Annotated in this window: 26 protein-coding genes; 9 read left to right on the forward strand and 17 right to left on the reverse strand. The window is 63.5% G+C overall.

What is annotated here, in order from left to right; all coding sequences use genetic code 11:
* The first annotated feature begins 37 nt into the window (after positions 1-37).
* A complete protein-coding gene (locus ABHM97_RS20845; protein WP_235517822.1) occupies positions 38-1,066 on the forward strand; it encodes a LacI family DNA-binding transcriptional regulator in 1,029 nt (342 codons plus the stop codon).
* 12 nt (positions 1,067-1,078) lie between these two features.
* Here ABHM97_RS20845 and ABHM97_RS20850 read toward each other — a convergent pair whose 3' ends face one another.
* Both ABHM97_RS20850 and ABHM97_RS20855 read right to left on the reverse strand, forming a co-directional pair.
* Positions 1,079-1,432, reverse strand: coding sequence for a hypothetical protein (locus tag ABHM97_RS20850; RefSeq protein ID WP_349472071.1), 354 nt, complete (start codon positions 1,430-1,432; stop codon positions 1,079-1,081).
* 35 nt (positions 1,433-1,467) lie between these two features.
* Complete coding sequence (locus tag ABHM97_RS20855; protein ID WP_349472072.1) at positions 1,468-2,091, reverse strand: LysE family transporter; 624 nt, start codon at positions 2,089-2,091, stop codon at positions 1,468-1,470.
* 659 nt (positions 2,092-2,750) lie between these two features.
* Here ABHM97_RS20855 and ABHM97_RS20860 point away from each other — a divergent pair.
* On the forward strand, positions 2,751-3,842 hold the full coding sequence (locus tag ABHM97_RS20860) for a DNA polymerase IV (RefSeq protein WP_349472073.1): 1,092 nt from the start codon (positions 2,751-2,753) through the stop codon (positions 3,840-3,842).
* A 27-nt stretch (positions 3,843-3,869) separates the two neighbouring features.
* On the opposite strand, the gene ABHM97_RS20865 is transcribed toward ABHM97_RS20860, so the two are convergent.
* The 7 genes from ABHM97_RS20865 to ABHM97_RS20895 all read right to left on the reverse strand — a co-directional run bounded on the left by ABHM97_RS20865 (position 3,870) and on the right by ABHM97_RS20895 (position 10,040).
* On the reverse strand, positions 3,870-4,853 hold the full coding sequence (locus tag ABHM97_RS20865) for an aldo/keto reductase (RefSeq protein WP_349472074.1): 984 nt from the start codon (positions 4,851-4,853) through the stop codon (positions 3,870-3,872).
* Positions 4,854-4,925: 72 nt separating this feature from the next.
* On the reverse strand, positions 4,926-5,243 hold the full coding sequence (locus ABHM97_RS20870; RefSeq protein WP_349472075.1) for a hypothetical protein: 318 nt from the start codon (positions 5,241-5,243) through the stop codon (positions 4,926-4,928).
* An 87-nt stretch (positions 5,244-5,330) separates the two neighbouring features.
* Positions 5,331-6,767, reverse strand: a complete 1,437-nt coding sequence (locus ABHM97_RS20875) for a C40 family peptidase (RefSeq protein ID WP_349472076.1) — start codon at positions 6,765-6,767, stop codon at positions 5,331-5,333.
* 181 nt (positions 6,768-6,948) lie between these two features.
* Positions 6,949-8,172, reverse strand: a complete 1,224-nt coding sequence (locus tag ABHM97_RS20880) for an RNA polymerase sigma factor (protein ID WP_502921316.1) — start codon at positions 8,170-8,172, stop codon at positions 6,949-6,951.
* Positions 8,173-8,532, reverse strand: coding sequence for a YciI family protein (locus ABHM97_RS20885; protein WP_235517814.1), 360 nt, complete (start codon positions 8,530-8,532; stop codon positions 8,173-8,175).
* A gap of 110 nt (positions 8,533-8,642) precedes the next feature.
* Complete coding sequence (locus ABHM97_RS20890; RefSeq protein ID WP_235517813.1) at positions 8,643-9,458, reverse strand: methyltransferase domain-containing protein; 816 nt, start codon at positions 9,456-9,458, stop codon at positions 8,643-8,645.
* 69 nt (positions 9,459-9,527) lie between these two features.
* A complete protein-coding gene (locus ABHM97_RS20895) occupies positions 9,528-10,040 on the reverse strand; it encodes a MarR family winged helix-turn-helix transcriptional regulator (protein ID WP_235517812.1) in 513 nt (170 codons plus the stop codon).
* Between the two features lie 165 nt (positions 10,041-10,205).
* Between ABHM97_RS20895 and ABHM97_RS20900 the strand changes: the two genes are divergently transcribed.
* Positions 10,206-12,371 (forward strand): MMPL family transporter, encoded by a 2,166-nt coding sequence (locus ABHM97_RS20900; RefSeq protein WP_349472077.1) that lies wholly within the window; start codon positions 10,206-10,208, stop codon positions 12,369-12,371.
* A 181-nt stretch (positions 12,372-12,552) separates the two neighbouring features.
* Entirely contained in the window at positions 12,553-13,530 is a 978-nt protein-coding gene (gene trxB / locus ABHM97_RS20905) for a thioredoxin-disulfide reductase (RefSeq protein ID WP_257369414.1), read from the forward strand.
* 14 nt (positions 13,531-13,544) lie between these two features.
* Here trxB and ABHM97_RS20910 read toward each other — a convergent pair whose 3' ends face one another.
* From ABHM97_RS20910 to ABHM97_RS20925, 4 genes are all read right to left on the reverse strand, one after another.
* Positions 13,545-13,886, reverse strand: coding sequence for a hypothetical protein (locus ABHM97_RS20910; RefSeq protein WP_257369416.1), 342 nt, complete (start codon positions 13,884-13,886; stop codon positions 13,545-13,547).
* A gap of 3 nt (positions 13,887-13,889) precedes the next feature.
* The gene (locus ABHM97_RS20915; protein WP_235517806.1) at positions 13,890-14,345 is read right to left on the reverse strand and encodes a prevent-host-death protein; all 456 of its coding nucleotides are present in this window, start codon (positions 14,343-14,345) and stop codon (positions 13,890-13,892) included.
* Positions 14,346-14,393: 48 nt separating this feature from the next.
* Positions 14,394-15,251 carry a prephenate dehydratase gene (locus ABHM97_RS20920; RefSeq protein ID WP_235517805.1) on the reverse strand — a complete coding sequence of 286 codons (858 nt, stop codon included), beginning with the start codon at positions 15,249-15,251 and terminating at the stop codon, positions 14,394-14,396.
* Positions 15,252-15,348: 97 nt separating this feature from the next.
* Complete coding sequence (locus tag ABHM97_RS20925; RefSeq protein WP_235517804.1) at positions 15,349-16,074, reverse strand: ArsR/SmtB family transcription factor; 726 nt, start codon at positions 16,072-16,074, stop codon at positions 15,349-15,351.
* Between the two features lie 66 nt (positions 16,075-16,140).
* Between ABHM97_RS20925 and ABHM97_RS20930 the strand changes: the two genes are divergently transcribed.
* Entirely contained in the window at positions 16,141-16,776 is a 636-nt protein-coding gene (locus tag ABHM97_RS20930) for a flavin reductase family protein (protein WP_349472078.1), read from the forward strand.
* 57 nt (positions 16,777-16,833) lie between these two features.
* Here ABHM97_RS20930 and ABHM97_RS20935 read toward each other — a convergent pair whose 3' ends face one another.
* Complete coding sequence (locus ABHM97_RS20935) at positions 16,834-18,246, reverse strand: aldehyde dehydrogenase family protein (protein WP_349472092.1); 1,413 nt, start codon at positions 18,244-18,246, stop codon at positions 16,834-16,836.
* Between the two features lie 161 nt (positions 18,247-18,407).
* Between ABHM97_RS20935 and ABHM97_RS20940 the strand changes: the two genes are divergently transcribed.
* Complete coding sequence (locus tag ABHM97_RS20940; protein WP_349472080.1) at positions 18,408-19,052, forward strand: LysE family translocator; 645 nt, start codon at positions 18,408-18,410, stop codon at positions 19,050-19,052.
* Here the strand turns inward: ABHM97_RS20940 and ABHM97_RS20945 are convergent, their stop codons facing one another.
* Entirely contained in the window at positions 19,053-19,643 is a 591-nt protein-coding gene (locus ABHM97_RS20945) for a TetR/AcrR family transcriptional regulator (RefSeq protein ID WP_235517801.1), read from the reverse strand.
* A gap of 121 nt (positions 19,644-19,764) precedes the next feature.
* On the opposite strand from ABHM97_RS20945, the gene ABHM97_RS20950 reads away from it, so the two are divergent.
* The 3 genes from ABHM97_RS20950 (at position 19,765) to ABHM97_RS20960 (ending at position 23,587) form a co-directional block, all read left to right on the forward strand.
* A complete protein-coding gene (locus tag ABHM97_RS20950) occupies positions 19,765-21,732 on the forward strand; it encodes a primary-amine oxidase (protein ID WP_349472081.1) in 1,968 nt (655 codons plus the stop codon).
* 13 nt (positions 21,733-21,745) lie between these two features.
* On the forward strand, positions 21,746-22,168 hold the full coding sequence (locus ABHM97_RS20955) for a hypothetical protein (protein WP_349472093.1): 423 nt from the start codon (positions 21,746-21,748) through the stop codon (positions 22,166-22,168).
* A gap of 87 nt (positions 22,169-22,255) precedes the next feature.
* Entirely contained in the window at positions 22,256-23,587 is a 1,332-nt protein-coding gene (locus tag ABHM97_RS20960; RefSeq protein WP_349472082.1) for an APC family permease, read from the forward strand.
* On the opposite strand, the gene ABHM97_RS20965 is transcribed toward ABHM97_RS20960, so the two are convergent.
* On the reverse strand, positions 23,565-24,461 hold the full coding sequence (locus ABHM97_RS20965) for a sigma-70 family RNA polymerase sigma factor (RefSeq protein ID WP_235517797.1): 897 nt from the start codon (positions 24,459-24,461) through the stop codon (positions 23,565-23,567). The two genes, ABHM97_RS20960 and ABHM97_RS20965, sit on opposite strands and share 23 nt — an antisense overlap.
* 17 nt (positions 24,462-24,478) lie before the next feature.
* Positions 24,479-24,937 (reverse strand): carboxymuconolactone decarboxylase family protein, encoded by a 459-nt coding sequence (locus tag ABHM97_RS20970; protein WP_349472083.1) that lies wholly within the window; start codon positions 24,935-24,937, stop codon positions 24,479-24,481.
* Between the last annotated feature and the right edge of the window lie 58 nt (positions 24,938-24,995).

Raw genomic sequence — 24,995 nt, forward strand, 5'->3', positions numbered from 1 at the left:
GCAGGTCAGGGCGGCATAACAGCGCTACGATCGATGCATGGAATCCCTGGAACGGCGCCATGCCCGCGCGCCACGAGTGACCGCCGCGATGGTGGCCGCCCGGGCGGGTGTTTCCACGGCGACCGTATCGCTGGTGGCCAACGGCAAGACGCAGGGACGCGTGTCAGACGACAACATCTCCCGCGTTCGTACCGCCATTTCCGAGCTTGGTTACGTGGTGGACAGCATCGGCAGTTCGCTGGCCCGCGGCGTGAGCTCCATTGTCATTCTGGTGACCCCGGACGTGTCCAACCCGTTCTTCGCCAACGTGATCGCAGGCGTGCGGGAATCGCTGGGCGCCGAATACCAGTTGCTGCTGTCAGTGGCAGATTCGGGGGAGTCGCCACAGGCCTCCGACGTGCGCAAATTGCTGGCCCTCCGCCCCGCTGGCCTGCTGGTGGGCGCTCCCAGTGCCGAATTCCTGGAAGATCTCTCAGCGGCCGGACCCCTGGTGCTCCTGGACGCGCCCGGACTTGAAAGTTTCGCACCATCCGTCAACCTCGACGTTGCCCAGGGTGCCCGCGAACTTGCCCGGCACTTGGCCGCCTCCGGGCACACGAGGGCAGCGTACGTGGACGGCATTACCGGAACGGAAACGTTCAAGCTGCGCCGGGACGCTTTCCTGGAGGAAGCCGCCTCGTTGGGCCTTTCCGTCTCACAGGAGCACATCATCAGAACAGCGATCGACGTCGGTGCTGCCGCTGCCGCTTTCGCCGACGCCTGGCCGGGCTGGCAGCGCGAGGGGGTGACCGCCGTCGTCTGCGGTACCGATACGCATGCTTATGGACTCCTGCAGGAGGCGCGGGTAGAGGGGGTCCGGATCCCCGATGAACTGGCGGTGGCCGGCTTCGATGACCTGCCCTATTCGGCCACCAGCAACCCCAGCCTCACCAGTGTCCACCTGCCTGCGACCCCGCTGGGACGCAAAGCGGGGGAGCAACTGCGCGGGCTCATGGAGGGCCTCGAGTTGTCCGAGCCGCATGTGACCTTGGAGAGTTCGTTGGTAGTGCGGGGTTCTACTTCGTAGGAAGCCCGGAAATCATCGCAACAGTGGGCGAAGCTGTTCCTCCGTCACAGGAAGCGAGACCGTGAAATAGATTTGGGGAGCGGTCATGTCGCCCCAGTCGTCCTTCTTCACCCGGACCGAGGAGGGCGTGACTTCCGCAATCCGCACGCGCAGCCAGTTGCCGTCGTCGAGCCGCAATTCGTGGGGATCGGCCAGGTAGCGCAAGCCAAGGTCATCGAGGACTTCCTCCGCGCTCAACCAGTCCACAATCTCGGTCCGCGGACGGCCAAGCAGATCAATGGCGACGAACCCATCGGCCACGGGTTTCATCCATCCAACATGCTCGCCGTCATCCGCGCGTCGGTGCTCGATCCAGTTCGACTCCATGCCTCCGACCGTAGCATTCGCCCTGGCTGCGGGGGCTAGTGGATGACTGCCAGCAGGATGCCCACCAGCACGAACAAGCAACCGAAAATGCGGTTGAGGATCATCTGGCCACGTTGGTCGTGGGTGAAACGCTGGAATGAGCGGGCTGCCAATGCGAAGAAGAACCACATCACCATGATGTCGATCGCCAGGACGGTAGCGGTCAGCACCACGTATTGTTGGACCAGCGGCTGGTCGGGGCGGATGAACTGCGGCATGAAAGCCAGGAAAAAGACGATTGCTTTTGGGTTCAGCAGATTGACCCAGACGCCCCGCTGGAACATGGAGAGGGCGGGTTCGTTCTTCATTTCTTCGACCTGGTCTTCGTCCAGATCGGGTTTCCGAAGGAACTGCCGGATGCCGAGGTACACCAGATAGGCCGCGCCCGCGTAGCGGATAACGTTGAAGACGACCGGCGAGTTGGAAACCAGGACACCGACACCGAGGGCAACGATCAGAATGTGGATGACCAATGCCACCTGCTGGCCCAGGATGCCCCAGATGGAGCGTCGGAAGCCGGAGTTGAGCGAGTTGCTCATGGTGAAGATTGCCCCGGCGCCGGGAGTGAAGCTGATCAGCGTGCCGGCACCAACCAAGGCCAGCCAAAGAGAAAATTGCACCACCTCAGCTTATGCCGGAGGGGGCGGGATCAGGACGCGTGGTTCGGCCCGAGCGCAGCAGCACGCTGCCGGGACGGTGGCCGCCAGACATTGCTGGCGGCCACCGCTCCCGGTTAGGGGATGTTGTGCCAGAACCACCGGGCAACATCAACGACTAGTCGGATGATGTTATCCGCGAGGTTCCAGGCGCCCCATGGTTCCACACGTTTGCGTTTGGAAATCATGGTGGGCACCTCCTCCCGAAGGAACAGGGCACGGCCGCACGCTCCGAGGGCACAACTGTCGTTGCGCCCTAGTGCGTGGGGCCATAAACTCAAAGGGTGATGTTTGAGGTTCTATGGCCCTCTTGCCGCACCAAATGAGCGCACCGCGCTGAACATGGACTCGATTGCCGTCGGGTCCATTGTTCGTTACGGCCCACAGGACTTTCTCTTGATCCCCCAACTCTAGAGGCATGTGCTCCTATTTACGGACCTTGGGGATGCATTCACGGTGCACTGTGGATTGAGGCGACAATCTATGCGCAGGGGCGGGATCAGGACGCGTCCCGTTACCACCCACATTCGCCCGCCAGAGCGGGAAACGCGCCCGAAAAAGGTTGACTTCACCGGCAACCGATCCCAAAGCAGGTGGTGGAGGTACAGCCAAGGCCCGGGGCCATGGGGCAGACTGATCCCGTGAGCGGAATTCCGTGGGTGTTGCACGTAGATCTCGACCAGTTCATTGCAGCGGTCGAGATACTCCGGCGGCCCGAACTTGCGGGCAAACCGGTCATTGTGGGCGGCAGGGGAGATCCCACGGAACGGGCTGTGGTGTCCACGGCATCCTACGAAGCAAGGGCCTTCGGTGTTGGCTCAGGGATGCCCCTGCGGATTGCGGCCCGGAAAGTCCCCGACGCCATCATCCTGCCAGTGGACCAGGAGGCCTATCTGGCGGCTTCAGAGGTGGTGATGGAGACCCTCCGGGAACAGCCGGGCGCAACTGTTCAGGTGCTCGGCTGGGACGAGGCTTTCGTCGGCGTCACAACGGAGGATCCCGAAGCCTACGCGCGGCAGATCCAAAAAGCCGTCCTGGAACAGACCCGGCTTCACTGCAGTATCGGCATCGGGGACACCCTGGTCCGCGCAAAGAATGCCACAGACTTCGGCAAGCCGGCAGGGATCTTCAGGCTGACCAAGGAAAACTGGCTGGAGGTCATGGGAGACAAGCCCACCAAGGATTTGTGGGGCGTCGGAAGCAAAATCTCACAGCGCCTCGCGAAGCACGGCATCACCACGGTGAACCAACTCGCCGCAGCCGACCCGCAGGAGCTGGTCCCGGAATTTGGCCCCAAGATGGGGCCTTGGTACGCGCAGTTAGGTCGCGGCGAAGGTGCCACCGAAGTGGACGACACCCCGTGGGTTGCCCGCGCCCACGGCCGCGAGACCACCTTCCAGCAGGACCTCACCGAGCCGGAGCAAGTGGAAGCCGCCGTCAAGGAGCTGACCGCCCGAGTCCTTGAGGATGTTGCGGCCGAGGACCGGCCAGTGGTGGGCCTTACGCTGAAAGTCCGTTACAAGCCGTTCTTCACCAAGACCTACGCGAGGAAAATTCCCGAGACCTTCAGCCGCGACGAAGTCCTGGCCCAGGCCTTGGACCTCACCGGAAAAATCGAACCGGACCGCCCCGTACGGCTCCTTGGATTGCGCGCCGAAATGGCCATGCCGGACGACGCCCGGAGGGGACACACCCCCACCAGGAGTGGCTGGTAAAAACCACGCCCGACGGCGGCCCGGCGGCTACCAGCGTGGGTGAATCGCTTCGCGGAAGTAGCGGTCGTAGATGTCCCGCACTCCGTCGGCCAATCCCGCACCGACCACCGGCATTTCTCCGGCCTCGGCGTTGACGCGCGCCTGCTCGGCGGACCGTGCTCCGGGGATCACGGAAGTGACGCCGTCCTGTGCCACGACCCAGGCGAGGGCCGCTTGGGAGGTGGTGACGCCGTCGGGAACCAATGCACTGAACTCCTGGGCGGCTTTGACGCCGGTTTCGAAGTCGACACCGGAGAAGGTTTCGCCGACATCGAAAGATGATCCGTCGCGGTTGTAGTTGCGGTGATCGTTAGCCGGGAACTCAGTTGCGGCCGTGTATTTTCCGGACAGCAGGCCTGAGGCCAGGGGAACGCGGGCAATGATCCCCACGTTGGCCGCTTTCGCGGCGGGCAGCACCTCATCGAGGGGCTTCAGGCGGAAGGCGTTGAGGATGATCTGCACGGAGGCGGTGTTCCCGCGCTTGATGGCTTCGAGGGCCTCGTCTGTCCGTTCGACGCTGACCCCGTAGTTGCGGATGGCCCCTTCGCTGACCAGCGTGTCCAGTGCGTCGTAGACTTCGTCGCGGCTGTAGACGGCGGTGGGCGGGCAGTGGAGTTGGACGAGCTCCAGTGTGTCCTGTTGGAGGTTGCGCCTCGACCGGTCTGTCCATGCGCGGAAGTTCTCAAGTGTGTAGTTTTCGGGCACCTGGTCCACGCGGCGGCCCATCTTGGTGGCCACGGTGATATCCAGGCCGGGGTTGGCGCGGAGGAATTTTCCGATGATTTCCTCGCTGCGGCCATCGCCGTAAACGTCGGCAGTGTCGAAGAATGTGACGCCGTGGTCCACGGAAGCCTCAAGCACAGCAATCGCATCCGCTTCGCTGACGTCTCCCCAGTCCGCCCCGAGTTGCCAGGTGCCGAGCCCTACTGTCGAGACGGATCGGCCGGTCTTGCCAAGTATGCGCTGTTCCATGGGTTCGACTATAAGGGTTCTTCCTTTGTTAGCGCTGCCATTTTGCCTGAAGACACCGCCGCTCGGGGATCCTCAGCTCGGGGAACGCCGATTGCGCGCTTGGCGGGCAAGCTGAATGAACCCATAAACGAAAGCTGCTTGCACAAGCACCATCAATCCCAGGAGCAGCCACTGACTCCGGGCGATGAAGACCACGGCGCCTGTGACTACCAGCGTGGTTCCCAGAACAAGGGCATACACGGCGAATCCAAGGGCGACTTTCGCGCTGCGCACACCCGTTCTGAAACCGAAACCCGCAGGTTGGTTGGTTGGATGGCCGCCCATGGGATCGGGGCGGGCAGGTTTGAGGTTGTCGAATTCTGCCCAGAGGTCCGGGTCCGGATTGCTCATGACTTCATCATCCCGCAGCCTTCCGCGGTTTGGTGAACAAATCCAGGCATGGGACGGCCGATGTCTGCGGCAGCCGTGAGCCGGCGCCTAGTATCTGGCCGCGAAGGGGTAGAGCTCCATACCCACCATTGAACTGATGTTCGAGACCGTGATGCCTTCCTGGGGGTTCAAAGCCTGCACTACCTGCCCGTTCCCCAGGTAGATTGCCACATGGTAAAAGTTGGACGGCGAACCCCATACCAAGAGGTCTCCCCGGCGCGCCTGTGACAGCGGGACGTGGACCGGGGCTGCGGCATATTGCTGCGAGGCGGTGCGCGGTAGTCGCATCCCGGCGGTGCCAAAGGCGGCCTGCACCAGTCCTGAGCAGTCAAACCCGTAGGGTCCGGTGCCGCCCCACTGGTAGTAGAACGGCGAACCAACTTTACTCAAGGCGCTGGAAATTGCTGTTTCGTAAGACCCGCTCGATGGCGGCGCAGGCGCAGGTGCTGGCGCAGGCGCTGGCGCGGGTGCAGGGGCAGGTGCTGGCGCTGGCGCTGGCGCCGGGGCGGGCGCAGGTGCAGGAGCGGGCGCTGGTGCAGGTGCCGGAGCGGGTGCTGGCGCAGGAGCGGGAGGCGCGGCGGGACCCTGGACTGGGGCTGCCGGAGCCGGTGCGGCGGGCCCAGGCGCATCCGGCGGCGTTGCCTGATCCCGGGCGGCCTGATCCTGCTCTGCCTTGTCGGCACTGGCGGTCAATGCCGCGAGCCGTGCCTCTTCGCGCTGCCGGTCCAGAGCATCCACTCTGGCCGCCTCAAGCTCAACAGTGGTGTTGCGGAGCTGGGCCAACTGGTCCACCAAAGTGGTCCGCTGCGCTTTTGCGTCGGCCACTACCTTGACCTGCGCCGCGTTGGCCTGTTCGGCCTGCGTTTTGCGCTGTTCGGCTGTCTTGGCCGCGTCGTCCGCGGCTTTGGTGGCGTCATCCGCAGCTGCGGAGAGGGACTTGGATGCGGCGGCGGCGCCGATGGCAACTTCGAGATCGCGGTTTCGCCTGGCTGAGAGGGCCTCCAGCGTGGCGGCCTGCTGGAAGCTTTCACTACCGCCGGCCAGCGTAACGAGTGCGGGATTCACTCCACCGTTGCGGTACAGGTCACCGGCGATCTGTCCCACTTGTTTGCGCGTCCTGTCCTGCTGTTCCCGGGCGGCAGAGGCTTGGGCGCGGGCTGTGGAGGCGGTTTTGGTCCTTTGCTGCAGCTCCACCAGGGCCTCGCTGTAGGCGTTGTTGGCCTGCATGGCAGCCGTAGAGGCTGCCTGCTGGTTAGCGGCCGCGTCTGCGAGGATCCGCTCAATGGAGGCGACCTGGTCCGCCGTCGCCGCTTCACTGGCTTTGGCCGCCGCGATTTCTTCGGGCGAGGGCACGTCCGGAGATGCCCGGACAGTGAGGGGCACAGTTGTTGCGGGTACAGCCTCTGAGGGAGTTACCACTGCCCCGGCGAGTACGACGACGGCGCACAGTACCGCGGCCCCGCGGGCGGATCGGGATAAAGCCATGTAAAGAAACCTCGAAACGGGACGGGGGAGCGAGGTTCTGGAGGAGGCACGACTGCGGCCCCTCAGATGCTCCCGGCAGTCCTGAGGTTACGTGAGCACTTGCACATTGGCAACAGCAGTCACACCAGTAACATAAACCACAACGTTGTGATTTCGGCGGACACTGCGGGCGTGTCGTAGATCACGCTCCGCCGGTATCCAGCCCTGCCACCTTTCCCATCAGATACCGCCGCTCCGGGAGGCTTCCGGCTTTGGCGGCTGCCGCGAGGTAGGCGTTCCGGGCTCCGGCGCTGTCTCCGGCGAGCTCATGAAGATGTCCCCGAACAACATCAAGCCGGTGGGATTTCCCCAGCGCCGAATCGAGACCATCCAGCAGGGCGAGTCCAGCTGCAGGGCCCTTCACCATCGCCACAGCAACGGCACGGTTCAGGGTCACCACGGGACTGGGAGCCAACTTCTCCAGAACCGTATACAGGGCCAGGATCTGTGGCCAGTCGGTCGCGGCGTCTGTGGCGGCTTCGGCATGCACGGCGGCGATCGCAGCCTGCAGCTGGTAAGGGCCCGGACGGGTCCGGCCCAGGACCGAACTCAGCAGGGCAATGCCGTCCTGGATCTGTTGGTGGTTCCACAGGCTCCGGTCCTGCTCCGCCAGCGGCACCGGAGTCCCGTCAGCCAGCGTCCGTGCCTTCCGACGCGAATCCGTGAGAAGCATCAGCGCCAGCAACCCGGCTACGTCGCCGTCATCCGGCACGGCCGCCATCAGCAACCGCGTCAGCCGGATCGCCTCCGTAGTGAGATCTTCCCGCTGGAGCGACGCCCCGGAACTGGCCGTGTAGCCTTCGTTGAAGATCAGGTACAGGACGTGAAGTACGACGCCGAGCCTCGCCTTTTGTTCGGCAGGCGGCGGCATGGTGAAGGTCGCTCCCGCCTTCTGGATTCCTTGTTTTGCGCGGCTGATGCGTTGTCCCATGGTGGCTTCGGGAACAAGGAAAGCTGAGGCGATTTCCGCCGTCGTGAGTCCTCCAACTGCCCGCAGCGTCAAGGCGAGTTGCGACGGAGCCGAGAGCGCCGGGTGGCAGCAGAGGAACATCAAGGTCAGGGTGTCGTCCGCCCCTGATACTGAGGTGGACTGGGTATCCATGGCGTGGAAATGTTCCTCACGGGAACGCCGTGCGCTTTCGCTTCGGTAAAAATCCACCAGGCGCCGGTTGGCTACAGCCATCAGCCAGGCTTTTGGTTCTCGTGGCAGCTCTGCAGGCCACTTCAGCGAAGCCTCCAGCAGGGCTTCCTGGACCGCGTCCTCACAGGCGTCGAACTGCCCGTGCTTGCGTGCCAGCACGCCGAGGACCTGCGGCGCCAGCGTGCGCAGCAGGTCCTCGATTCGTTCGTGCGGTGGGAGTCCCAGTCAGACCTCCGGCGGCCCATCGGCGAGGGCACGGAGCTCCACGACCTGGGAGTACTTCACAATGCTGGAACAGATCTCCACGGCGCGTTCCTCGCTGGCGACATCAATCACCCAATAGCCCACCAGTGACTCTTTGGATTCGGCGTAGGGGCCGTCCGTGGTGATCACGCCGTCGGGTGTCTGCTTGACCAGTTTGGCTGTGCTTCCGTCAGTCAGGCCAGCGTTGAAGACCAGTTCGCCGGACTCTGTCAGATCCTTGTCGATCTGGATCATGAACCCGATCATTTCCCGGATCCACTCAGGGTCGGCGGTTTCCATCATGCCCTCAGCCGACCCGAACATCATGATCATGTATTTCATCTCAAACTCCTTATGAACGGCACCCCGTGCGGGTGCTTTCATCCATGGGTCGGAACCGCGGTGGACATTTCTACATGGTGCGGCAAACTTTTCCGGAATCTTTCGGATTTTTATGCGCGGGCGATCACCTCACCGTTGGGAATGAGGAAATAGCCATCCTCCGTGGCACCCCACCGGTGCCAGCCCGCGGCGATCCGGGCAAGATCGGCTTCGTTTGCCAAGCCGTATTCAAGAGCCTGTTCAGCGAAAGCGGAGTGGAGCACACGTTCGCTCCAAACCCGGGATTGCCAGGCGCGCTGCTGGGCGGTGGCGTAGAGCCAGTTGCTGCTGGTGGGTGCCACCTGGGTGAATCCGGCTTGCTGGGCCCAGGAGACCAAGCGTCGGCCGGCATCGGGTTCTGCTCCGTTGCGTCGGGCGATCTTCTGGTACAGCTCCATCCAATCGTCGAGCTCCGGGACTTCCGGGTACCAGCTCATGCCATGGAAATCGGCGTCGCGAACCGCGACGATGGCTCCGGGTTTGGCTACTCTCCGCATCTCCCGGAGCGCCGCAACCGGGTCCGTCAGGTGCTGAAGGACCTGGTGGGCGTGGACGAGGTCGAAGCTCTCATCCTCGAAATCGAGGTCATAGATGTTGCCGGTCTGGAAGCTCACGTTGTCCACGCCACGCTCCGCGGCAAGTTCGGTGGCCTGGGCAACGATGTCAGGTGAGCGGTCCAGGCCGATCACGTGGGCGGGCGCAACCAGCCCGGCGAAATCGCACGTGATGCTCCCCGGTCCGCATCCGACGTCGAGCACTGACGTGCCAGGGGTGAGGTGCGGTATGACGAACGCCGCCGAATTCTCGACCGTCCGTGAGGCGTGGGCCCGGACAACCGACTCGTGGTGCCCGTGGGTGTAGACATCTTCAGGCTGCTGCGCGTTCATAGGCAAACGCTACCCAACCGGGTGGCATTATTTCGCGTTTTGAGCGCTGAAAACGCGGACTAATGCGAGCTAGTTGGATTGGGGGTGCGTGGCTTCCTCGCGGGCAGCCATCGTTGCTTCCACCATGTCCGTCATGAAGCGGCTGACAAGGTCCAGTTCCTCGGCACTGTAAGCGGCCATGGCCTTGCCCATTCGGAGGGCCAGCGGCATGAACATGGCGCTGCCGTCGCGGTAGGCCTTGGGCGTCATATGGAGCTGGACCTGCCGACGGTCAGTGCCCAGCCGCTCCCTGACAACGTGCCCGGACGCATGGAGCCTGTCGATCAATGCCGTCGTGGCAGGGGAACTAAGCCGGAGCTCGGTCCGCAGGACGCCAGGAGTGACCACCCGGCCCGCGGCGGAGTGGCGCATGATCACGGCGAGCGCATTCAAGTCCGTGCGGTGCATGTCGTTGCGTCCGCCCGCTGCGTCGACGTAATGGTTGGCTTCGAGTGTGAAGTCCTGGAGGAGCCGTACGAGTTCCTGCGGGGCTGCGTTCTCGGGCCTGCCGGCGTCATGGCGCGGAGCTGATGGGTCAGACATTGCGCCCTCCTGCCAGCGTTCGTCTCTTGTTTACTGCCTTCCGGATATTACTCCCAGCTGCCACAGATTCCGGCATCAGTTGATGGGCACTCTTGGAATAGTTCCATCATAGAGATAATCTATGATGGAATAAAGCCCTTGATCATCCCTGGAGAAGAAGGACATATGAACGCGCAGAAAGTACCGTTCTGGCTGAGATGGCTGGTACCTGTGGTGCTGGTCATCACTTGGCTGGGTATCGCCGGAATTGGCGGCCCGACGTTCGGCCGGCTCAGTGAAGTGTCCTCCAACGACCAAGCCTCCTTCTTGCCTGCCGGCGCCGAAGCCACCGAGGCCGGTGAGTGGCAGGCCAAGTTCAGGGATTCGGAAGAGATCCCGGCAGTGGTCATCGTCGAAAACGACGCTCCTTTCAACCCCGCCCAGCTGGCTCAAGCAGCCAAGCTCAAAGGCGACATTGAGGCACTCAAGCTGGGGAGCGCCGTCGTCGGACCCATCCCGTCGCAGGACAGCAAGGCTGTTCAGTTCATTGTCCCCATGGCGTCCTCGGACGAGCTAAGGGAAAAGGTCAAGGAGCTGCGCGACGTGGTTCAGCCGGGGGCTCCGGATGGCATGAAGGCGTTCGTTACGGGGCCCGCCGGGCTGACCGCGGACCTTGTGAATGCGTTCGGCGGGATTGACGGCATCCTGTTGCTGGTGGCCCTGGGGGCAGTGTTCGTGATCCTGCTGCTCGTCTACCGGTCCGTGGTGCTGCCTCTGGCGGTACTCTTCACGTCGGTGTTCGCGCTGTGCGCAGCGATCCTGCTGGTCTTCGGTATGGCCAAGCTCGGCTGGATCCAACTCAACGGACAAAGCCAGGGCATCCTGTCCATCCTGGTGATCGGCGCAGCCACCGACTACGCGCTGCTCTATGTGGCGCGTTTCCGGGAAGCGCTGACGCACACCACCAACCGCACCCGGGCCGTCATCACTGCGTGGAAGGCTTCGTTTGAGCCGATCCTCGCCTCCGGCGCCACGGTCATCATCGCCCTGCTCTGCCTCCTTTTCTCCGACCTCAACTCGAACAAGGCGTTGGGGCCCGTGGCTGCGGCCGGCATCCTCTGCTCTCTGTTCGCTGCGCTGACTCTTCTGCCCGCGCTCATGGCACTGCTGGGCCGCGCAGCCTTCTGGCCCTTCCGGCCCAAGCTACTGCCCGACGACGAACGCGAACCTGAGCTGGTTACTGGACTTGAGGGGCAGAAGGGTCTCTGGAAGGGCGTCGGAACCCTGGTCTCCAATCGCCCGCGGGTGGTTTGGATCGCTTCGGTTCTCCTGCTGCTTGTAGCGTCCGCGGGCGTGCTGCAGCTCAAAGCCAACGGCGTCCCACAAACCGACGTCATCCTGGCCAAGTCCGATGCTGTGGACGGCCAGGACGCGCTGGCGCGCCATTTCGACGCCGGCAGCGGCAGCCCCGCCGTCGTGGTCGCCTCCCAGGGCGCCGCGCAGCAGGTCCTGGACAAGGTCAAAGCGGCCGACGGCGTGGGTGACGCTTACTTCCTGGCTGACGGGAACGTGCCGATCACCGGAGCTCCGGGCGCCCCCTCCGAACCGGCAGTCCGCGATGGCAGGGTGCTGATCAACGCCACGTTGAACTCTGCAGCCGACTCGATAGAAGCAGAGAACGCCGTGAAGGCCCTGCGAACCGAGGTCCGGGACGTTGACTCCCAAGCCCTGGTGGGCGGTGTGACGGCCACTGCGTTGGATACCAACACCACCGCGCAGCGTGACCTGGTAGTCATCATCCCGGTAGTCCTGGTGGTCATCCTGTTCATCCTGATGCTCCTGTTGCGATCCGTGGTGGCGCCCGTACTGCTGGTGCTCTCCGTGGTGCTTTCATACGCGGCAGCCCTTGGCGTCTCTGCATGGGTGTTCAACGGGATCTTCAAGTTCTCGGGAGCTGATGCCACTGTGCCGTTGTTCGGGTTCGTGTTCCTGGTTGCGTTGGGGGTGGACTACAACATCTTCCTGATGAGCCGGGTCCGCGAGGAATCCCTGAAGCACGGAACCCGCCCCGGTATCCTCCGTGGGCTGGCCGTCACCGGTGGCGTCATCACCTCCGCAGGCGTGGTGCTGGCCGCGACATTCGCGGCTCTGGGCGTCATCCCCATCATGTTCCTGGTGCAGCTGGCGTTCATCGTGGCATTCGGGGTGCTGCTGGATACGGTGCTGGTCCGATCGCTCCTGGTGCCCGCACTTGCGTACGACATCGGGGCCAAGATTTGGTGGCCCAGCAAGCTGGGACGCGGTATCACCCCACCTCCGGTGAAGGAACGTGAGGCATCGGTTGTCCGATAGGCCTTGATTGCCGGGCGGGTACTTGTTGCACTTGAACAAGTACCCGCTTCAGCTTAAGGGGATTGTGTGGCCCAGGATCCGCAACGAAAGGCGTCCGTACTGTTCGTCTGTGTGCACATTTTTGAAACTCGACGCGTTGATCCCCGCTGCCAGCTGAACACGACCACCAGGAGCGTCTCCCATGAGTAACGAACAACTGATTATCATCGGGTCCGGTCCTGCCGGTTACACGGCAGCCATCTACGCTGCACGTGCCGGTCTGAAACCCCTGGTCCTGGCCGGGTCGGTGACTTCCGGCGGCGCGCTCATGAATACCACCGAGGTGGAGAACTTCCCCGGCTTCCCGGCCGGCATCCAGGGCCCCGAGCTCATGGACGGCTTGCAGGAACAGGCCGAAAAATTCGGGGCTCGCATAGTGTTCGACGACGTCACCTCGGTCTCGCTGCAGGGTCACCTGAAGAGCGTGGTCACCGGAGGCGGCGAAACCCACGAAGCACCGGCCGTCATCCTTGCCACGGGCTCTGCGTACAAAGAACTTGGCTTGCCCGAGGAGAAGAAGCTCAGCGGACACGGCGTCTCCTGGTGTGCCACCTGCGATGGATTCTTCTTCCGCGAACAGGACATCATCGTGGTGGGCGGCGGTGATTCCGCCATGGAGGAAGCGACCTTCCTGACTCGGTTCGGGAAGTCAGTGACCGTCGTCGTGCGTAAAGGTGAACTTCGCGCTTCCCGGATCATGGCGCAGCGTGCCAAAGATAACCCGAAGATCAGCTTCGCCTGGAACTCGGCCATCACGGCAATCCACGGAGACACAAAGGTCACAGGCGTGACGCTCAAGGACACCCGCACCGGAGAAACCCGCGAACAGGCGGCGGCGGGCATCTTTGTGGCGATCGGCCACTTGCCGCGGACGGAACTGGTGGCCGGCCAGGTGGAGCTCGACGCCGAAGGCTACATCAAGGTTGACTCACCCACCACGTGCACCAACCTTTCAGGAGTCTTCGCCTGCGGTGATGCCGTTGACCATCGCTATCGCCAAGCCATCACCGCTGCGGGAACCGGATGTGCTGCGGCGTTGGACGCTGAGCGCTATCTCGCCGCCTTGGAGGACGCAGCCAGCATAGCGACGGCGCTGGTGGAGGAACCGACGCATTTCTAGGTGGACTTGGGCAGTTACTTGGTTTCGTTCGGGTGGTGAGTGTGCACTTGTTCCAGATAGACCACTTGTTCCACGACGAAGAACCAGATTCTGGCGTTGCCCTTGAGCGTTGGCTTGTGCTGCCAGCGCTCATACGTCGAGCCGTTGTGGGTGACAAGCCCCAACTCGCCACGCAGTGGGTAATTGGTTGGAGTGCTGAGTTGAGGTGTCCGCGTGAGAAAGTCCCAAGAGTCAGCCAGCGCATTACGAGTGGTTGCTCGCAGATCTATCCACCCGCGTCTCGCTTGAACAGAGGCGAACCGAAGTTCGTATTCAGTCTTTTTTATAGGGCGCTCAACCTTTGAATCCTTCGCCATGCCCTAGGGACGCTCTACGGGTTCGGGCTCTTCAAGCCACTCAATGGGTTCCCGGCCCAGACCGGCTGCCATTGCCGTTGCCGACTCACGCCAAGCAGTCAGCTCGGCAATGGCCAGGTGAGGTTGGTTCGTAGCGAACGACGCCCGGGCAGCTGCCAAAATTCCGCTCGCACAGGTTTCCTGGTCGGCTTTGCTTAGAGCCAACATCCATGGGAAGCGGTCGCTCATGCGGCCGGCCAGCGTCCCCTCGGTGCTGGTTGAGACAGCCACGAGTTGGGCTGCAAGCTCCAGGAGGGAAACTCTAGCTTGATCTGCGCTTTCCGACATCAATACGAGTGCCTCCCCATCTCGGCGGGTGACCCGGACAGGGTGATCCGCCGCGGCCGCGAAGACCTCCGCGGAAGACCTGCTGAGCTCAGAAGACTGGAAAGTTGTCCTTGAGGTGGTGGCGGTGCTCATGCCCTCAATTGTATTCAGAATGTGTTCTGAATGAAAGATGGCTTCCTTTCAGGCCTTGACCGTGTTCCGTTCGCGGTATCCGTCGGCTGCGTAGACGCCCAGGACCCGGACTTCGGTGGTGAAGAATTCGAGTTCCTCAAGCGCGCGCCGGAGGCGTGCGTCCTCGGGGTGGCCTTCAACGTCGGAAAGGAACATTGTGGCGGCAAACTCATCGCCCACCATGTAACTTTCCAGACGGGTCATGTTCAGGCCGTTGGTCGCGAAGCCGCCGAGTGCCTTATACAGGGCCGACGGGACGTTGCGGACGCGGAAGACGAAGCTGGTGATCGCCGGACCCGGCAGTTCTTCCTTGGTGGGAAGCTCGCGTTCCCGTGCCAGGACAACGAAACGGGTGGTGTTGGTGGGGTCGTCCTCGACGCCGGACGCCAGGACCTCCAGGCCGTACAGTTGGGCGGCAAGCGGCGGCGCCAACGACAGTTTGCGGGGATCGTTCCAGTCCCTGACTTCACGCGCCGAACCTGCCGTGTCGCCGGCGATCACAGGCTTGAGGCCTGCTTCGCGGATGATCCGGCGGCATTGTCCCAGTGCGTGGATGTGACTGTGGACCTCCGTGGCGCCTTCAATGGTGCTGCCCGGAATTCCCATGAGGTCAAAGCGGATGGGCAGGAAGTATTCGCCTACGATCTGCAGCTTCGACTGGGGAAGGAGAACGTGGATGTCGGCTACGCGGCCGGCGATGGAGTTCTCGATCGGGATCATGGCAAGGTCAACCGCGCCGGTGGCGACGAGCTCAAACGCGTCCTCAAAGCTGGCACACGGAACGCTTTCGAGTTCGGGGAACATTTCCTTGCACGCGAGGTCCGAGTTGGCTCCGGGCTCGCCTTGGTACGCAATCTTCTGGGACATGGTGCTCATGGTTACACGCGGAACTCCCGGCGGCCCAAACGCGTCCGCCCTGTGACCCGACTATGGGCCGGTGTTGCCGTGATCGGGTGCGGTGCGGTCATCCTTGCAGTCGCCGTTCTCCCCGCGCTGGTTCGAGCCCGAAGTGCCTTTTCATTTCCATCACGCCGAGGTCAGTGATCTTCAGGGCCCGGCTTTGAGGCGTGGGAAGCACCCATCCGCTGGCAAGGGCATGCCTGCAGATCGCCCCGCCCACCAGCCCAGCCGCATGGTACTGGCGCCCGGTCCAGTCCAAGCAAGTTCGTATCAGCGGTCTTGTTCCTTGTCTCTCGATTGAGATTCCGGCCCGCGCCAGATCCTGCTCACCTTTGGGGGTCAGCTGTACCCCGGAGTCGAGATTGATGATGTTCTTGGCGACGAGGGCGTTCATCAAACTGACCCCCAGGTCACCTGCAAGGTGGTCATAGCAGGTGCGGGCCCGCCTTAGGGCTTGGTCACGAGTGATGGAGGTGTACGAGCGGCGATTGCTGGGAACCGGCTCGACGTGGCTGGCCATGGTCTCGATCAGCTCCGCGATCCGGGCATCTTCAAGCCGCACGTAACGGTGCCTGCCTTGGCGTATCTCCGTGAGTATCCCTGCTCCGATGAGCTTGTTGAGGTGCTCGGTGGCTGAAGACTTCGGCACCTGGGCGTAGTTTGCCAGTTCAGAGGCGGTCCATGCGCGCCGGTCCAACAGCGCCAGGCAGAACGTCGCACGAGTCCTGTCAGCAAAGAGTGCAGCGAGGGAAGCAAACCCCTCTCCAGCCGGAAGAACGTCGGTAGCCATGCGTCCATTATTGGCCCTGCATAGTTCGGTCCGTGCCGAACCGTTGGCGCCCTACGCTTCTAAACCATGTCACCGCATATTGAATTGGACCCCAAGATCCTTTACTTCGGCACACCCGTGGTCTTGGTTTGCACTGAGAATTCCGATAGATCCTTTAACCTCGCACCTATCTCCTCCGCGTGGGCGCTTGGTCGCACCATTGTCCTGGGGTTAGGGGAGGACGGGCACACCATCAGCAACCTCCGCTCACGCCCGGAGCTGACCTTGAACTACCCCGAGCCCCACCTTTGGCCGGCTGTCGAGCGGCTTGCTTCGCTGACAGGAGCGAATCCGGTGCCACCGACTAAACCTGTCCGCACTACCTTCGAAGCCAACAAGTTCGCGGCCGCCCGACTCAACAGCCAAGGCTCGGTTGGTGTTCGTCCGCCGCGGGTACAGGAGTGCGGCATTCAACTTGAAGCCCGTGCGACAGTGATCTCTCCATCAGGCGCAGGAGAATTTGCGGTCGTCGAATGCCAGGTGGAGAAGATCCACGTGCGCGAATCCTTGGTCCTGCCGAATACCCAGCACATCGATCCGATGCAATGGGAACCGTTGATCTACAACTTCAGGCACTATTTCGGGCTCGGCCCGGAACAAGGCTTCTCCTACCGTTCCGAAACCCCGGGAGGGCGCCCGAAAACCCAACTGGGCAGCAGCTAACGCCCTTATGGGAAAGTCCAAAGGGCGTTAGCTGCTACCTGGTTTGGGAAGGAGATGTCAGCCGTTGATGACCTGCGGTACGCCCAGGGCCTTCAGGCCTTCGGCGCCGAACTCCAAGCCATAACCGGACTGCTTGGCGCCGCCAAACGGGACGCGGGGGTCCACGGCGCCGTGCTTGTTGATCCACACGGTTCCGGCTTGGATACGGGCGGCGACTTCGCGGGCCGCACCCAGGTCGGACGACCAGACCGATGCGCCGAGTCCGACGTCGAGCGCGTTCGCCTTGGCGACTGCCTCGTCAATGGTGCTGTACTTGATGATCGGCAGGGCGGGCCCGAACTGTTCCTCCGCGACCAGCGGGTTGTCGTTGTCGATGTCCGCCACCAACGTCGTCGGGTAGAAATTGCCGGGCTGGTCAGCGTCAGGGTTGCCGCCCACCAGGATGCGGGCGCCCGAGTCGCGGGCGGCTTCAACCAGCCGGGCCACGATGTCGTACTGCTGCCGGTTCTGCAGCGGACCCAGGACGTTGTTCTCATCCAAGCCGTTACCCATGGGCATGGCGGCAGCGACGGCGGCGAGCTCGGAGCAGACGGCCTCGTACTGGGATTCGTGGACGTAGAGTCGCTTCAGCGCGGCGCAGGTCTGGCCGGTGTTGATGAACGCGCCCCAGAAAAGGCCCTCGGCGATTGCCTTCGGGTCGGAGTCAGGGAGGACGATGCCGGCGTCGTTGCCGCCGAGTTCCAAGGTGAGGCGCTTGACGGTGTCGGCCGAGGAACGGATGATCGCCTTGCCCGTGGCGGTGGAACCGGTGAACATGACCTTGCCGATCGCGTCATGCGAGGCCAACGCTTCGCCGACATCACGGCCGCCGGACACCACGCTGAGCAGCCCCTCAGGAAGCTCTTCGTTGATGATGGCAGCCAGCGCCAGCACGGACAACGGTGTGTACTCAGAGGGTTTGACCACGACGGCGTTGCCCATGCGCAGTGCCGGGGCGATCTGCCAGACGGTGATCATCATGGGCCAGTTCCACGGTCCAATGGCACCCACGACGCCGATGGGCCGGTAGTGCAGTTCGGCGTGGGTTTCGCCGTCATCCACCACGGTTTCCGGGTCGAGCGGCGTAGCGGCGGTGGCGCGCAGCCACGCCGCGCAGGCGCCGACTTCGAAACGCGCGTTCGGGCCGTTCAACGGCTTGCCTTGCTCGCGGGAGAGCAGTTGGGCGAGCTCTTCGGCGGACCGTTCGACGGCGTCGGCTGCTTTCAGGAGCGCAGCGGACCTGGCGTCGTGACCCAGGGCAGCCCATGCGGGTTGCGCTGCTGCTGCAGCGTCGATCGCGGTTTGAAGGTCTTCTACGGTGTGAACAGGCGCTTCGCCAACGGCCTGGCCCGTGGCCGGGTCGAAGATGGTGCGGCTGTTCTGGCCGGGGGCTGGTGTGATCGATGCCAGCAGGGCGTCGTAAGTCTCCATTGGTACTCCGCTCGGGTAGTAAGTCTTGGCGGCCAGTGAGGCACGCGGCGATGTTTCCAGTGTGGTGGGCGTCACGGGTATGGGCCTTGTCTATGCACGAACAGCCCTTGACGGGAAGTGAACGCTTTCCGTGGGGGTGCCTGTGCCTGATAATCGAGCTTGTGACGCTTGCTTCCCTCGCCGCCTTCGCTGGCCTCTGCCTCGTCTTGTCCGTGACGCCCGGCCCTGACACGTTCCTCGTGTTGCGTATTGCGTTGAACCGCCCCAGCGCGGGGATCGCTGCTGCCGCGGGTTCGGCGGCCGGTGCGATTGTCTGGGCAGCCTTGGTGGGCGTCGGGCTGGCGGCACTCCTGGAGCAATCGGCCGAACTGTTCCGTTGGCTCAAGATCGCAGGCGGCCTTTACTTGCTGTACCTGGGCGTCTCCTCATTCATCAAGTCCCGGAAAGCCGCGAAGGCCGCGACCATGGGCGGGGCAACGAAGAATGCGCCCCTCCCTTACAGCCGGCTTTCCGCTCTGGGTGCCGGAGCGCTGTCAACGCTGCTCAACCCCAAGGTTGGGCTCTTCTACTTAGCCGTGGTCCCGCAGTTCATTCCCCACGGGGGCGACACCATGGGCACTTCCCTGATTTTGGGTGTGGTGGTGGCCGTCATCGCCTTCGCGTACCTCTCGATGATCGCGATGGTCGCTTTCAAGGCCATGCGGTGGCTGAAGCGGCCCAAGGTGAGCACCGCCGTCGAGCGTGTCAGCAGCGGCGTGATCGCCGGCCTGGGCGTTGGCGTGGTGGCGTCGGGGGCAATGAGCTAACTATCCAGCCAGCAGCGCCAGGTAGTTGTCCAACTGCCCGGCAAGGTCCTGCGAAAAGTGTTCGTCGGGGGACAATGCCGCCACGATCTGCGCGCCGAGCATCATGTTGAGCAGGTGGTCGGCGACGGCGGCGTCACCGATGGGGGTGCTGATCTCACCGGCCGCGCGGGCTGCTGCGGCATGCGCCGTGATGGTGGTGTGCCACTGGTTCATGGATGCGCTGTGGAGGGCGGCCATGTCGGCGTCGTTCAGCGCTTTCTGCCAGAACGGGATCACGATGCGGGCTTCGTTGACGCGTTCTTCATCCAGCGGCAATACCTCCGCGCAGAACGCCCGCAGCGCGGCTACTCCGGCCAGCCCTTCAGTCATCGAGGCGATGCGCTGGTTGGTGCGGTTGAACACGTGCCCGAACGCCGAGGTCAGGAGCATGTCCTTGGTGGGGAAGTAGGGCTTGAGGGCGCCGTTGGCGAAGCCGGCTTCCTCGGCGATTTCGCGCATGGTGGCGCCCTCCATGCCCAGCCTCGCGATGATGCGCCAGGTTGCGTCCACCAGCTCAAGGCGTCGTTGATCGTGGTCCACAATCTTTGGCACTGTTGGGGCTCCCGGAAAAAATATGGCGGACAGGTCTTGTGACCCATCTTACGTTTTGGTTATTCTCTACAACTATAGAAAATAAATCCTGACCGCACGCGGTCCCGGACAAGAGGCAGCCATGACGCCCACAGCAACTGAGACAGCCGCCATCGAGGAAACGCAGTACCGCCTGGCCACGGATGCCGAAATCTCCGCGGTCCAAGGAATCCTGCAGGCCGCAGGACGCCTCGGCCCCGAAAAGCGGATTGCCTACCTGGGGCTGGTGGACCCCTCCCGCGGACAGACAGACGAAGACCGTCGCTTCCGCATCTTCATCCACGACATCTCCGGTGGCGCACCCACCGACATCCTGGTCTCCGTGACCCGCGGCGAGGTCCTGTCCGCCGTCGAGCTTGACACCAAAGTCTCCGGCGAACTGCCTGTCCTGGAAGAAGAATTCGAGGTAGTCGAGACGCTCCTGGCAACGGACGAGCGTTGGCTGGCAGCACTCGCAGCCCGCGACCTTGACGTCGCCAGAGTCCGGGTGGCACCGCTGTCCGCCGGCGTTTTCGAGTACGACGACGAGAAGGGCCGCCGCATCCTCCGCGGACTGGCTTTCGTGCAGGACTTTCCCGAGGACAGCGCCTGGGCCCACCCGGTGGATGGCCTGGTTGCCTACGTGGACGTGGTCAACAAGCAAGTCACACAGGTGATCGACCTGGGCGTCATGCCCATTCCGGCCGAGCACGGGAACTACACGGACCCGGAACTGACCGGCCCGCTCCGGGAAACCCAGAAGCCCATCAGCATCACCCAGCCGGAGGGCCCCAGCTTCACGGTCACCGGCGGCAACCATGTGGAGTGGGAAAAGTGGAGCGTGGACGTCGGTTTCGACGTGCGCGAAGGAGTTGTCCTCCACAACCTGGCCTTCCAGGACGGCGGCAAGAAGCGGCCCATCATCAACCGTGCCTCGATCGCCGAAATGGTGGTGCCCTACGGCGACCCCTCCCCAATCCGGTCATGGCAGAACTACTTCGATACTGGCGAATACCTGGTGGGCCAGTACGCCAACTCCCTGGAACTCGGCTGCGATTGCCTGGGCGATATCACCTACCTGAGCCCGGTCATCAGCGACGCCTTCGGGAATCCCCGCGTAATCCGCAACGGCATCTGCATGCACGAGGAAGACTGGGGAATCCTCTCCAAGCACTCCGACCTCTGGACCGGCATCAACTACACCCGCCGCAACCGCCGCCTGGTGATCTCCTTCTTCACCACCATCGGCAACTACGATTACGGCTTCTACTGGTACCTCTACCTGGACGGCACCATCGAATTCGAGGCCAAAGCCACCGGCGTCGTATTCACCAGTGCGTTCCCGGAAGGCGGTTCGGACAACATTTCCCAACTTGCGCCAGGACTGGGCGCCCCCTTCCACCAGCACCTCTTCAGCGCGCGTCTGGACATGGCCATCGATGGCTTCACCAACCGGGTGGAAGAAGAAGATGTGGTCCGCCAGGCCATGGGCGAAGGCAATGAACGTGGCAACGCGTTTTCCCGCAAGCGTACGGTCTTGGCCAAAGAGTCCGAGGCCGTCCGGGAAGCCGACGCGCGAGCCGGAAGAACCTGGATCATCTCCAACCCCGAATCCAGGAACCGCCTGGGCGAGCCTGTTGGCTACAAACTCCACGCCGAGAACCAGCCCACCCTCCTGGCAGACCCGGGTTCTTCCATTGCCAAACGCGCTGCATTCGCCACCAAGGACGTGTGGGTCACCCGTTACGCGGACGAGGAACGCTACCCCACGGGAGACTTCGTGAACCAGCACTCCGGCGGCGCCGGGCTGCCCGCGTATGTGGCCCAGGACCGCGACATCGACGGCCAGGACATCGTTCTGTGGCACACCTTCGGCCTCACGCACTTCCCCCGCGTCGAAGACTGGCCGATCATGCCGGTGGACACGGTTGGCTTCAAGCTGCGCCCGGAAGGGTTCTTCGACCGCAGCCCAGTGTTGGACGTTCCAGCCAACGCCTCGGGTTCAAGCTGCCACAGCGAGGCCGGTGCGTCAGGCGAAGAGCACGGCGAGCCCGCCGGGCACTGCCACTAACGTGGCCTCGGCCATCAGTGGAGGGCGGGTCCGGCCCGTCCTCCACGCACGTGCCTGCGCCGTCCTTACGGCACTCTCCTGCGTGGTGCATCTTGGACTCGCAGCCTCAGGGCACCACGACGCCTGGCTGGGTATCCTCATGGTCGCCCTGGCAGCCGTGTGCATCCCCTGCACAGTCCACATCTGGCGCCACAGTCGCGTCGGTGAACTCCACCAAGTCATCGGCACAGCCCTTGCCATGGTCGCCCTGCACGCCGTGCTGCTGCTCGGAGCGGGCGGTTCCGGACACGCCCATGGCGGCAGGCCGGCGTCGAACGTTGTTGACACGTCCGGCGCAACCCAGCTCCTGCTGGTGATCGGACTGGAAATCACGACGGCGTTACTCGCCGCAACGCTGGTAGCCCGCCTCAGGCGGGTCCGGGCGCAGTCCACCTGACTGGAGTTCCCGAAAATTCGGCAGGATATTGCTGTTTGCAGGCAGTATCCCTGCTTGTTGGAGTCCTTCCGAATACTGTTCAGTGGGATGGTGAATAAAGCTGTCAACAGTTCGGGTTTAGGTCTCTTCCGTGCAACGGGAATCTATGTTGGTGCCATTCTCGGTTCAGGCGTGCTGGTTCTGCCCGCCATCGCCGCCCAGGTGGCTGGACCGGCGTCGATATTGGCGTGGGGTTTGCTCCTGGTGTTCTGCACGCCCGTGGCATTCAGCTTCGCCGAAATGTCCAGGCAACAGCCCGACGCCGGCGGCATAGCAACGTTCGTCACAAGGGCATTCGGGTCCCGGGCGTCAGTGGTGGCCGGCTACCTGTTCTACTTCGCGATTCCCTTCGGCGCGCCAGCGACCGCGGTGATTGGCGGGGAGTACATCGCCCACGCCATGGGAGGCGGACGGGAGACGGCACTGATTGCCGCGGGGTTGATCCTGGCGGCTGGTTTTCTGAGCAACGCGGTGGGCATCAGGGTCTCCAGCAAACTGCAGCTGCTGCTCATGGTCTTGTTGGTGGCTTTGCTTGCCTTCGCTGTTGCCGTGGCCGCGCCGTATGCCCGGGCCGAGAATTTCGAACCCTTCGCCCCGCACGGCTACTGGGCTGTGGGAGGTGCGGCCAGCTTGTTGTTCTTCTGTTTCGCGGGGTGGGAAGCCGTGACCCACCTGGCCGGCGAGTTCCGCAACCCCGAGCGAGACCTCAAGCGGGCAACCTGGCTGACCCTCGTCGTCGTCGGCGTGGTGTACATCGGGCTCGTGGCTGCGTGCGTAGCTGTCCTGGGGCCCGCGCTCGCGGGCAGCAGCGTCCCGGTCGCCGAGTTGCTGGCGAAAGGGCTCGGCCCCGCGGCAGCACCGGTGACCGCCGTCGCGGCGGCGGTGCTCACGTTCGGTCCGTTGAATACTTTCGTGGCCGGTGCCAGCAAGCTCGGTGCCAGGTTGGCGTCCGACGGCGTGCTGCCGCGGGCTATGGCGCGCGGTGCCGGGCCGGGGGAGGTCCCGTCGGTAAGTCTCGGCGTCCTGGGCGTGTTGGCGTCGATTTCCTTTGTCCTCGCCGCGACCGGCCTGCTGAGCATGGAGTTCCAGATTGGGGCGGCCTCGGCGTGCTTCACTGCGGTGACGGCCTTTGGCTTGGCTGCCGGAGTGGTTCTGCTCCGCCGTGGAACTCCGGCTTGGTACGGGGTGATCGTGGCGGCGGTGGTGATGCTCGTTGTGCTCGTGTTCAGCGGATGGGCGCTGCTGGTCCCGGCTGGCCTGGGTGTGGCGGCTCTGGCTGCCTGGCGAGTTCGCGGGAAGCCTGCCACTTCGCACGGAATTTTCCAGACGAACCCGCAGCCTTCCCGCGAACTCGCGGCTAGGAACGGGAGACCCTCGTAAGTTTGTCCGGATTGGACACTTGCCGCAGGCCGCGGATGCTTCCATCCGGGGCGGCGTCCACCTCCATGACGTCGGAGCGGCCGTTATGCCTGAGCACCAAAGCCGTTCCACCGTTGATCTCCACAAGCCAGGCCCGGATCGGCTCCACAGGATCGAAGGCCACAGCCTTGCCGAGGATGCCCGCAAAGAAGCGTGCGATCCTTGAGGCCCCGAACAGCGGGTTCATGGCGCTCTTGACCTTGCCACCGCCGTCGGCCCACAGCACTGCGTCGCGGTGGAGCATCGAGACCACCGTGTTGATCTCACCTTGCTCAATGGCTTGGACGAGTTTTTCCAGGGCGGCCCGGTCCTTGGCCCGGGGTGCGGGTGCGTCAGGGTCAATATCCAGACGGCGTTCGGCCCTTGAAATCAGCTGGCGAACGGCGGCCGGCGTCTTGCCCAGGACGTCCGCGATCTCCGGAGCGGGCATTCCGAAGGCACGGTGCAGGACCAACGCCGCCCGCGCCTCCGGTGCCAGTTGCTCGGCCAGATGCAGCAAGGTCAAGGACAACAGTTCGCGGTTGGCCACTGCCTCCTCCGGCAATTGGGCGGTGTCCACGGGCTCAGGCAGCCACGGTCCGGTGTAGTCCTCACGCACCGCCGCGAGCTGACGCACCCGGTCGATGGAACGGCGCACGCACACGGTGGTCAGCCACGCCGGCCAGGAGTCCACGCGGCCGCCGTCGGTTTTCCGTTCCTGCCGCACGGCGTCGATCCCAACCTCGGAGACCACATCCTCGGCATGGCCGAAGTCGCCCAGCATCCGGTAGGCAATCCCCAGCAGGCGGTTCCGTTCGCTTTGCCACGCCACCGTGGCCGAGACTGCAAGCGTCATGCTGCCCACGTTACCGTTCAGACCAGCGGATTCTTCTCGTCCACCGGCGGCTCCATCTGTGTGCTGATCGCAATCCTGTTCCACACATTGATGGTGGAGATCGCCAGGACCAAACCGCCCAGCTGGCCGTCGTCGAAATGGGTTGCCGCAGCGTTCCAGATCTCGTCGGTCACAGTGTCGGGCCCCAGTTGGGTCAGGGCATCGGTGAGGGCAAGGACGGCCTGCTCGCGGGCGTCGAAGAACACCTTCGAGTGCTGCCAGGCGGCCACAGCATGCAACTTCCGTGACGGGATGCCACGCTTGTGGCCATCGGTCGCATGCATATCCACGCAGAAGCCGCAGCCGTTGAGGATCGAGGCGCGGAGCTTGATCAGCTCATAAAGATCGGGATCCACCGAGGTGCGGGCGTAGCCTTCCAGGCCAATGACGGCAGCGTAGCCGAGTTTGTTGCTGCGGCCGATGTTGATGCGGGTCATGCTGACTTCCCTTCAGAGTTGGTGCGTTACAACAGTGATGTCGGAAGCAGCGGTGAAA

Origin of the sequence: Paenarthrobacter sp. CAP02, from assembly GCF_040137855.1 — a bacterium.
Taxonomy (GTDB): Bacteria; Actinomycetota; Actinomycetes; order Actinomycetales; family Micrococcaceae; genus Arthrobacter.

Coding starts and splice junctions, on each gene's coding strand:
- ABHM97_RS20910 (WP_257369416.1), bottom strand. CDS start 13,886: ATGGCGAAGGATTCAAAGGTTGAGCGCCCTATAAAAAAGACTGAATAC.
- ABHM97_RS20970 (WP_349472083.1), bottom strand. CDS start 24,937: ATGACCCGCATCAACATCGGCCGCAGCAACAAACTCGGCTACGCTGCC.
- trxB (WP_257369414.1), top strand. CDS start 12,553: ATGAGTAACGAACAACTGATTATCATCGGGTCCGGTCCTGCCGGTTAC.
- ABHM97_RS20860 (WP_349472073.1), top strand. CDS start 2,751: ATGGGGCAGACTGATCCCGTGAGCGGAATTCCGTGGGTGTTGCACGTA.
- ABHM97_RS20935 (WP_349472092.1), bottom strand. CDS start 18,246: ATGGAGACTTACGACGCCCTGCTGGCATCGATCACACCAGCCCCCGGC.
- ABHM97_RS20885 (WP_235517814.1), bottom strand. CDS start 8,532: ATGAAATACATGATCATGATGTTCGGGTCGGCTGAGGGCATGATGGAA.
- ABHM97_RS20915 (WP_235517806.1), bottom strand. CDS start 14,345: ATGAGCACCGCCACCACCTCAAGGACAACTTTCCAGTCTTCTGAGCTC.
- ABHM97_RS20845 (WP_235517822.1), top strand. CDS start 38: ATGGAATCCCTGGAACGGCGCCATGCCCGCGCGCCACGAGTGACCGCC.
- ABHM97_RS20925 (WP_235517804.1), bottom strand. CDS start 16,074: ATGGCTACCGACGTTCTTCCGGCTGGAGAGGGGTTTGCTTCCCTCGCT.
- ABHM97_RS20900 (WP_349472077.1), top strand. CDS start 10,206: ATGAACGCGCAGAAAGTACCGTTCTGGCTGAGATGGCTGGTACCTGTG.
- ABHM97_RS20875 (WP_349472076.1), bottom strand. CDS start 6,767: ATGGCTTTATCCCGATCCGCCCGCGGGGCCGCGGTACTGTGCGCCGTC.
- ABHM97_RS20965 (WP_235517797.1), bottom strand. CDS start 24,461: ATGACGCTTGCAGTCTCGGCCACGGTGGCGTGGCAAAGCGAACGGAAC.
- ABHM97_RS20850 (WP_349472071.1), bottom strand. CDS start 1,432: ATGGAGTCGAACTGGATCGAGCACCGACGCGCGGATGACGGCGAGCAT.
- ABHM97_RS20865 (WP_349472074.1), bottom strand. CDS start 4,853: ATGGAACAGCGCATACTTGGCAAGACCGGCCGATCCGTCTCGACAGTA.
- ABHM97_RS20870 (WP_349472075.1), bottom strand. CDS start 5,243: ATGAGCAATCCGGACCCGGACCTCTGGGCAGAATTCGACAACCTCAAA.
- ABHM97_RS20930 (WP_349472078.1), top strand. CDS start 16,141: ATGTCACCGCATATTGAATTGGACCCCAAGATCCTTTACTTCGGCACA.
- ABHM97_RS20950 (WP_349472081.1), top strand. CDS start 19,765: ATGACGCCCACAGCAACTGAGACAGCCGCCATCGAGGAAACGCAGTAC.
- ABHM97_RS20920 (WP_235517805.1), bottom strand. CDS start 15,251: ATGTCCCAGAAGATTGCGTACCAAGGCGAGCCCGGAGCCAACTCGGAC.
- ABHM97_RS20890 (WP_235517813.1), bottom strand. CDS start 9,458: ATGAACGCGCAGCAGCCTGAAGATGTCTACACCCACGGGCACCACGAG.
- ABHM97_RS20895 (WP_235517812.1), bottom strand. CDS start 10,040: ATGTCTGACCCATCAGCTCCGCGCCATGACGCCGGCAGGCCCGAGAAC.
- ABHM97_RS20960 (WP_349472082.1), top strand. CDS start 22,256: ATGGTGAATAAAGCTGTCAACAGTTCGGGTTTAGGTCTCTTCCGTGCA.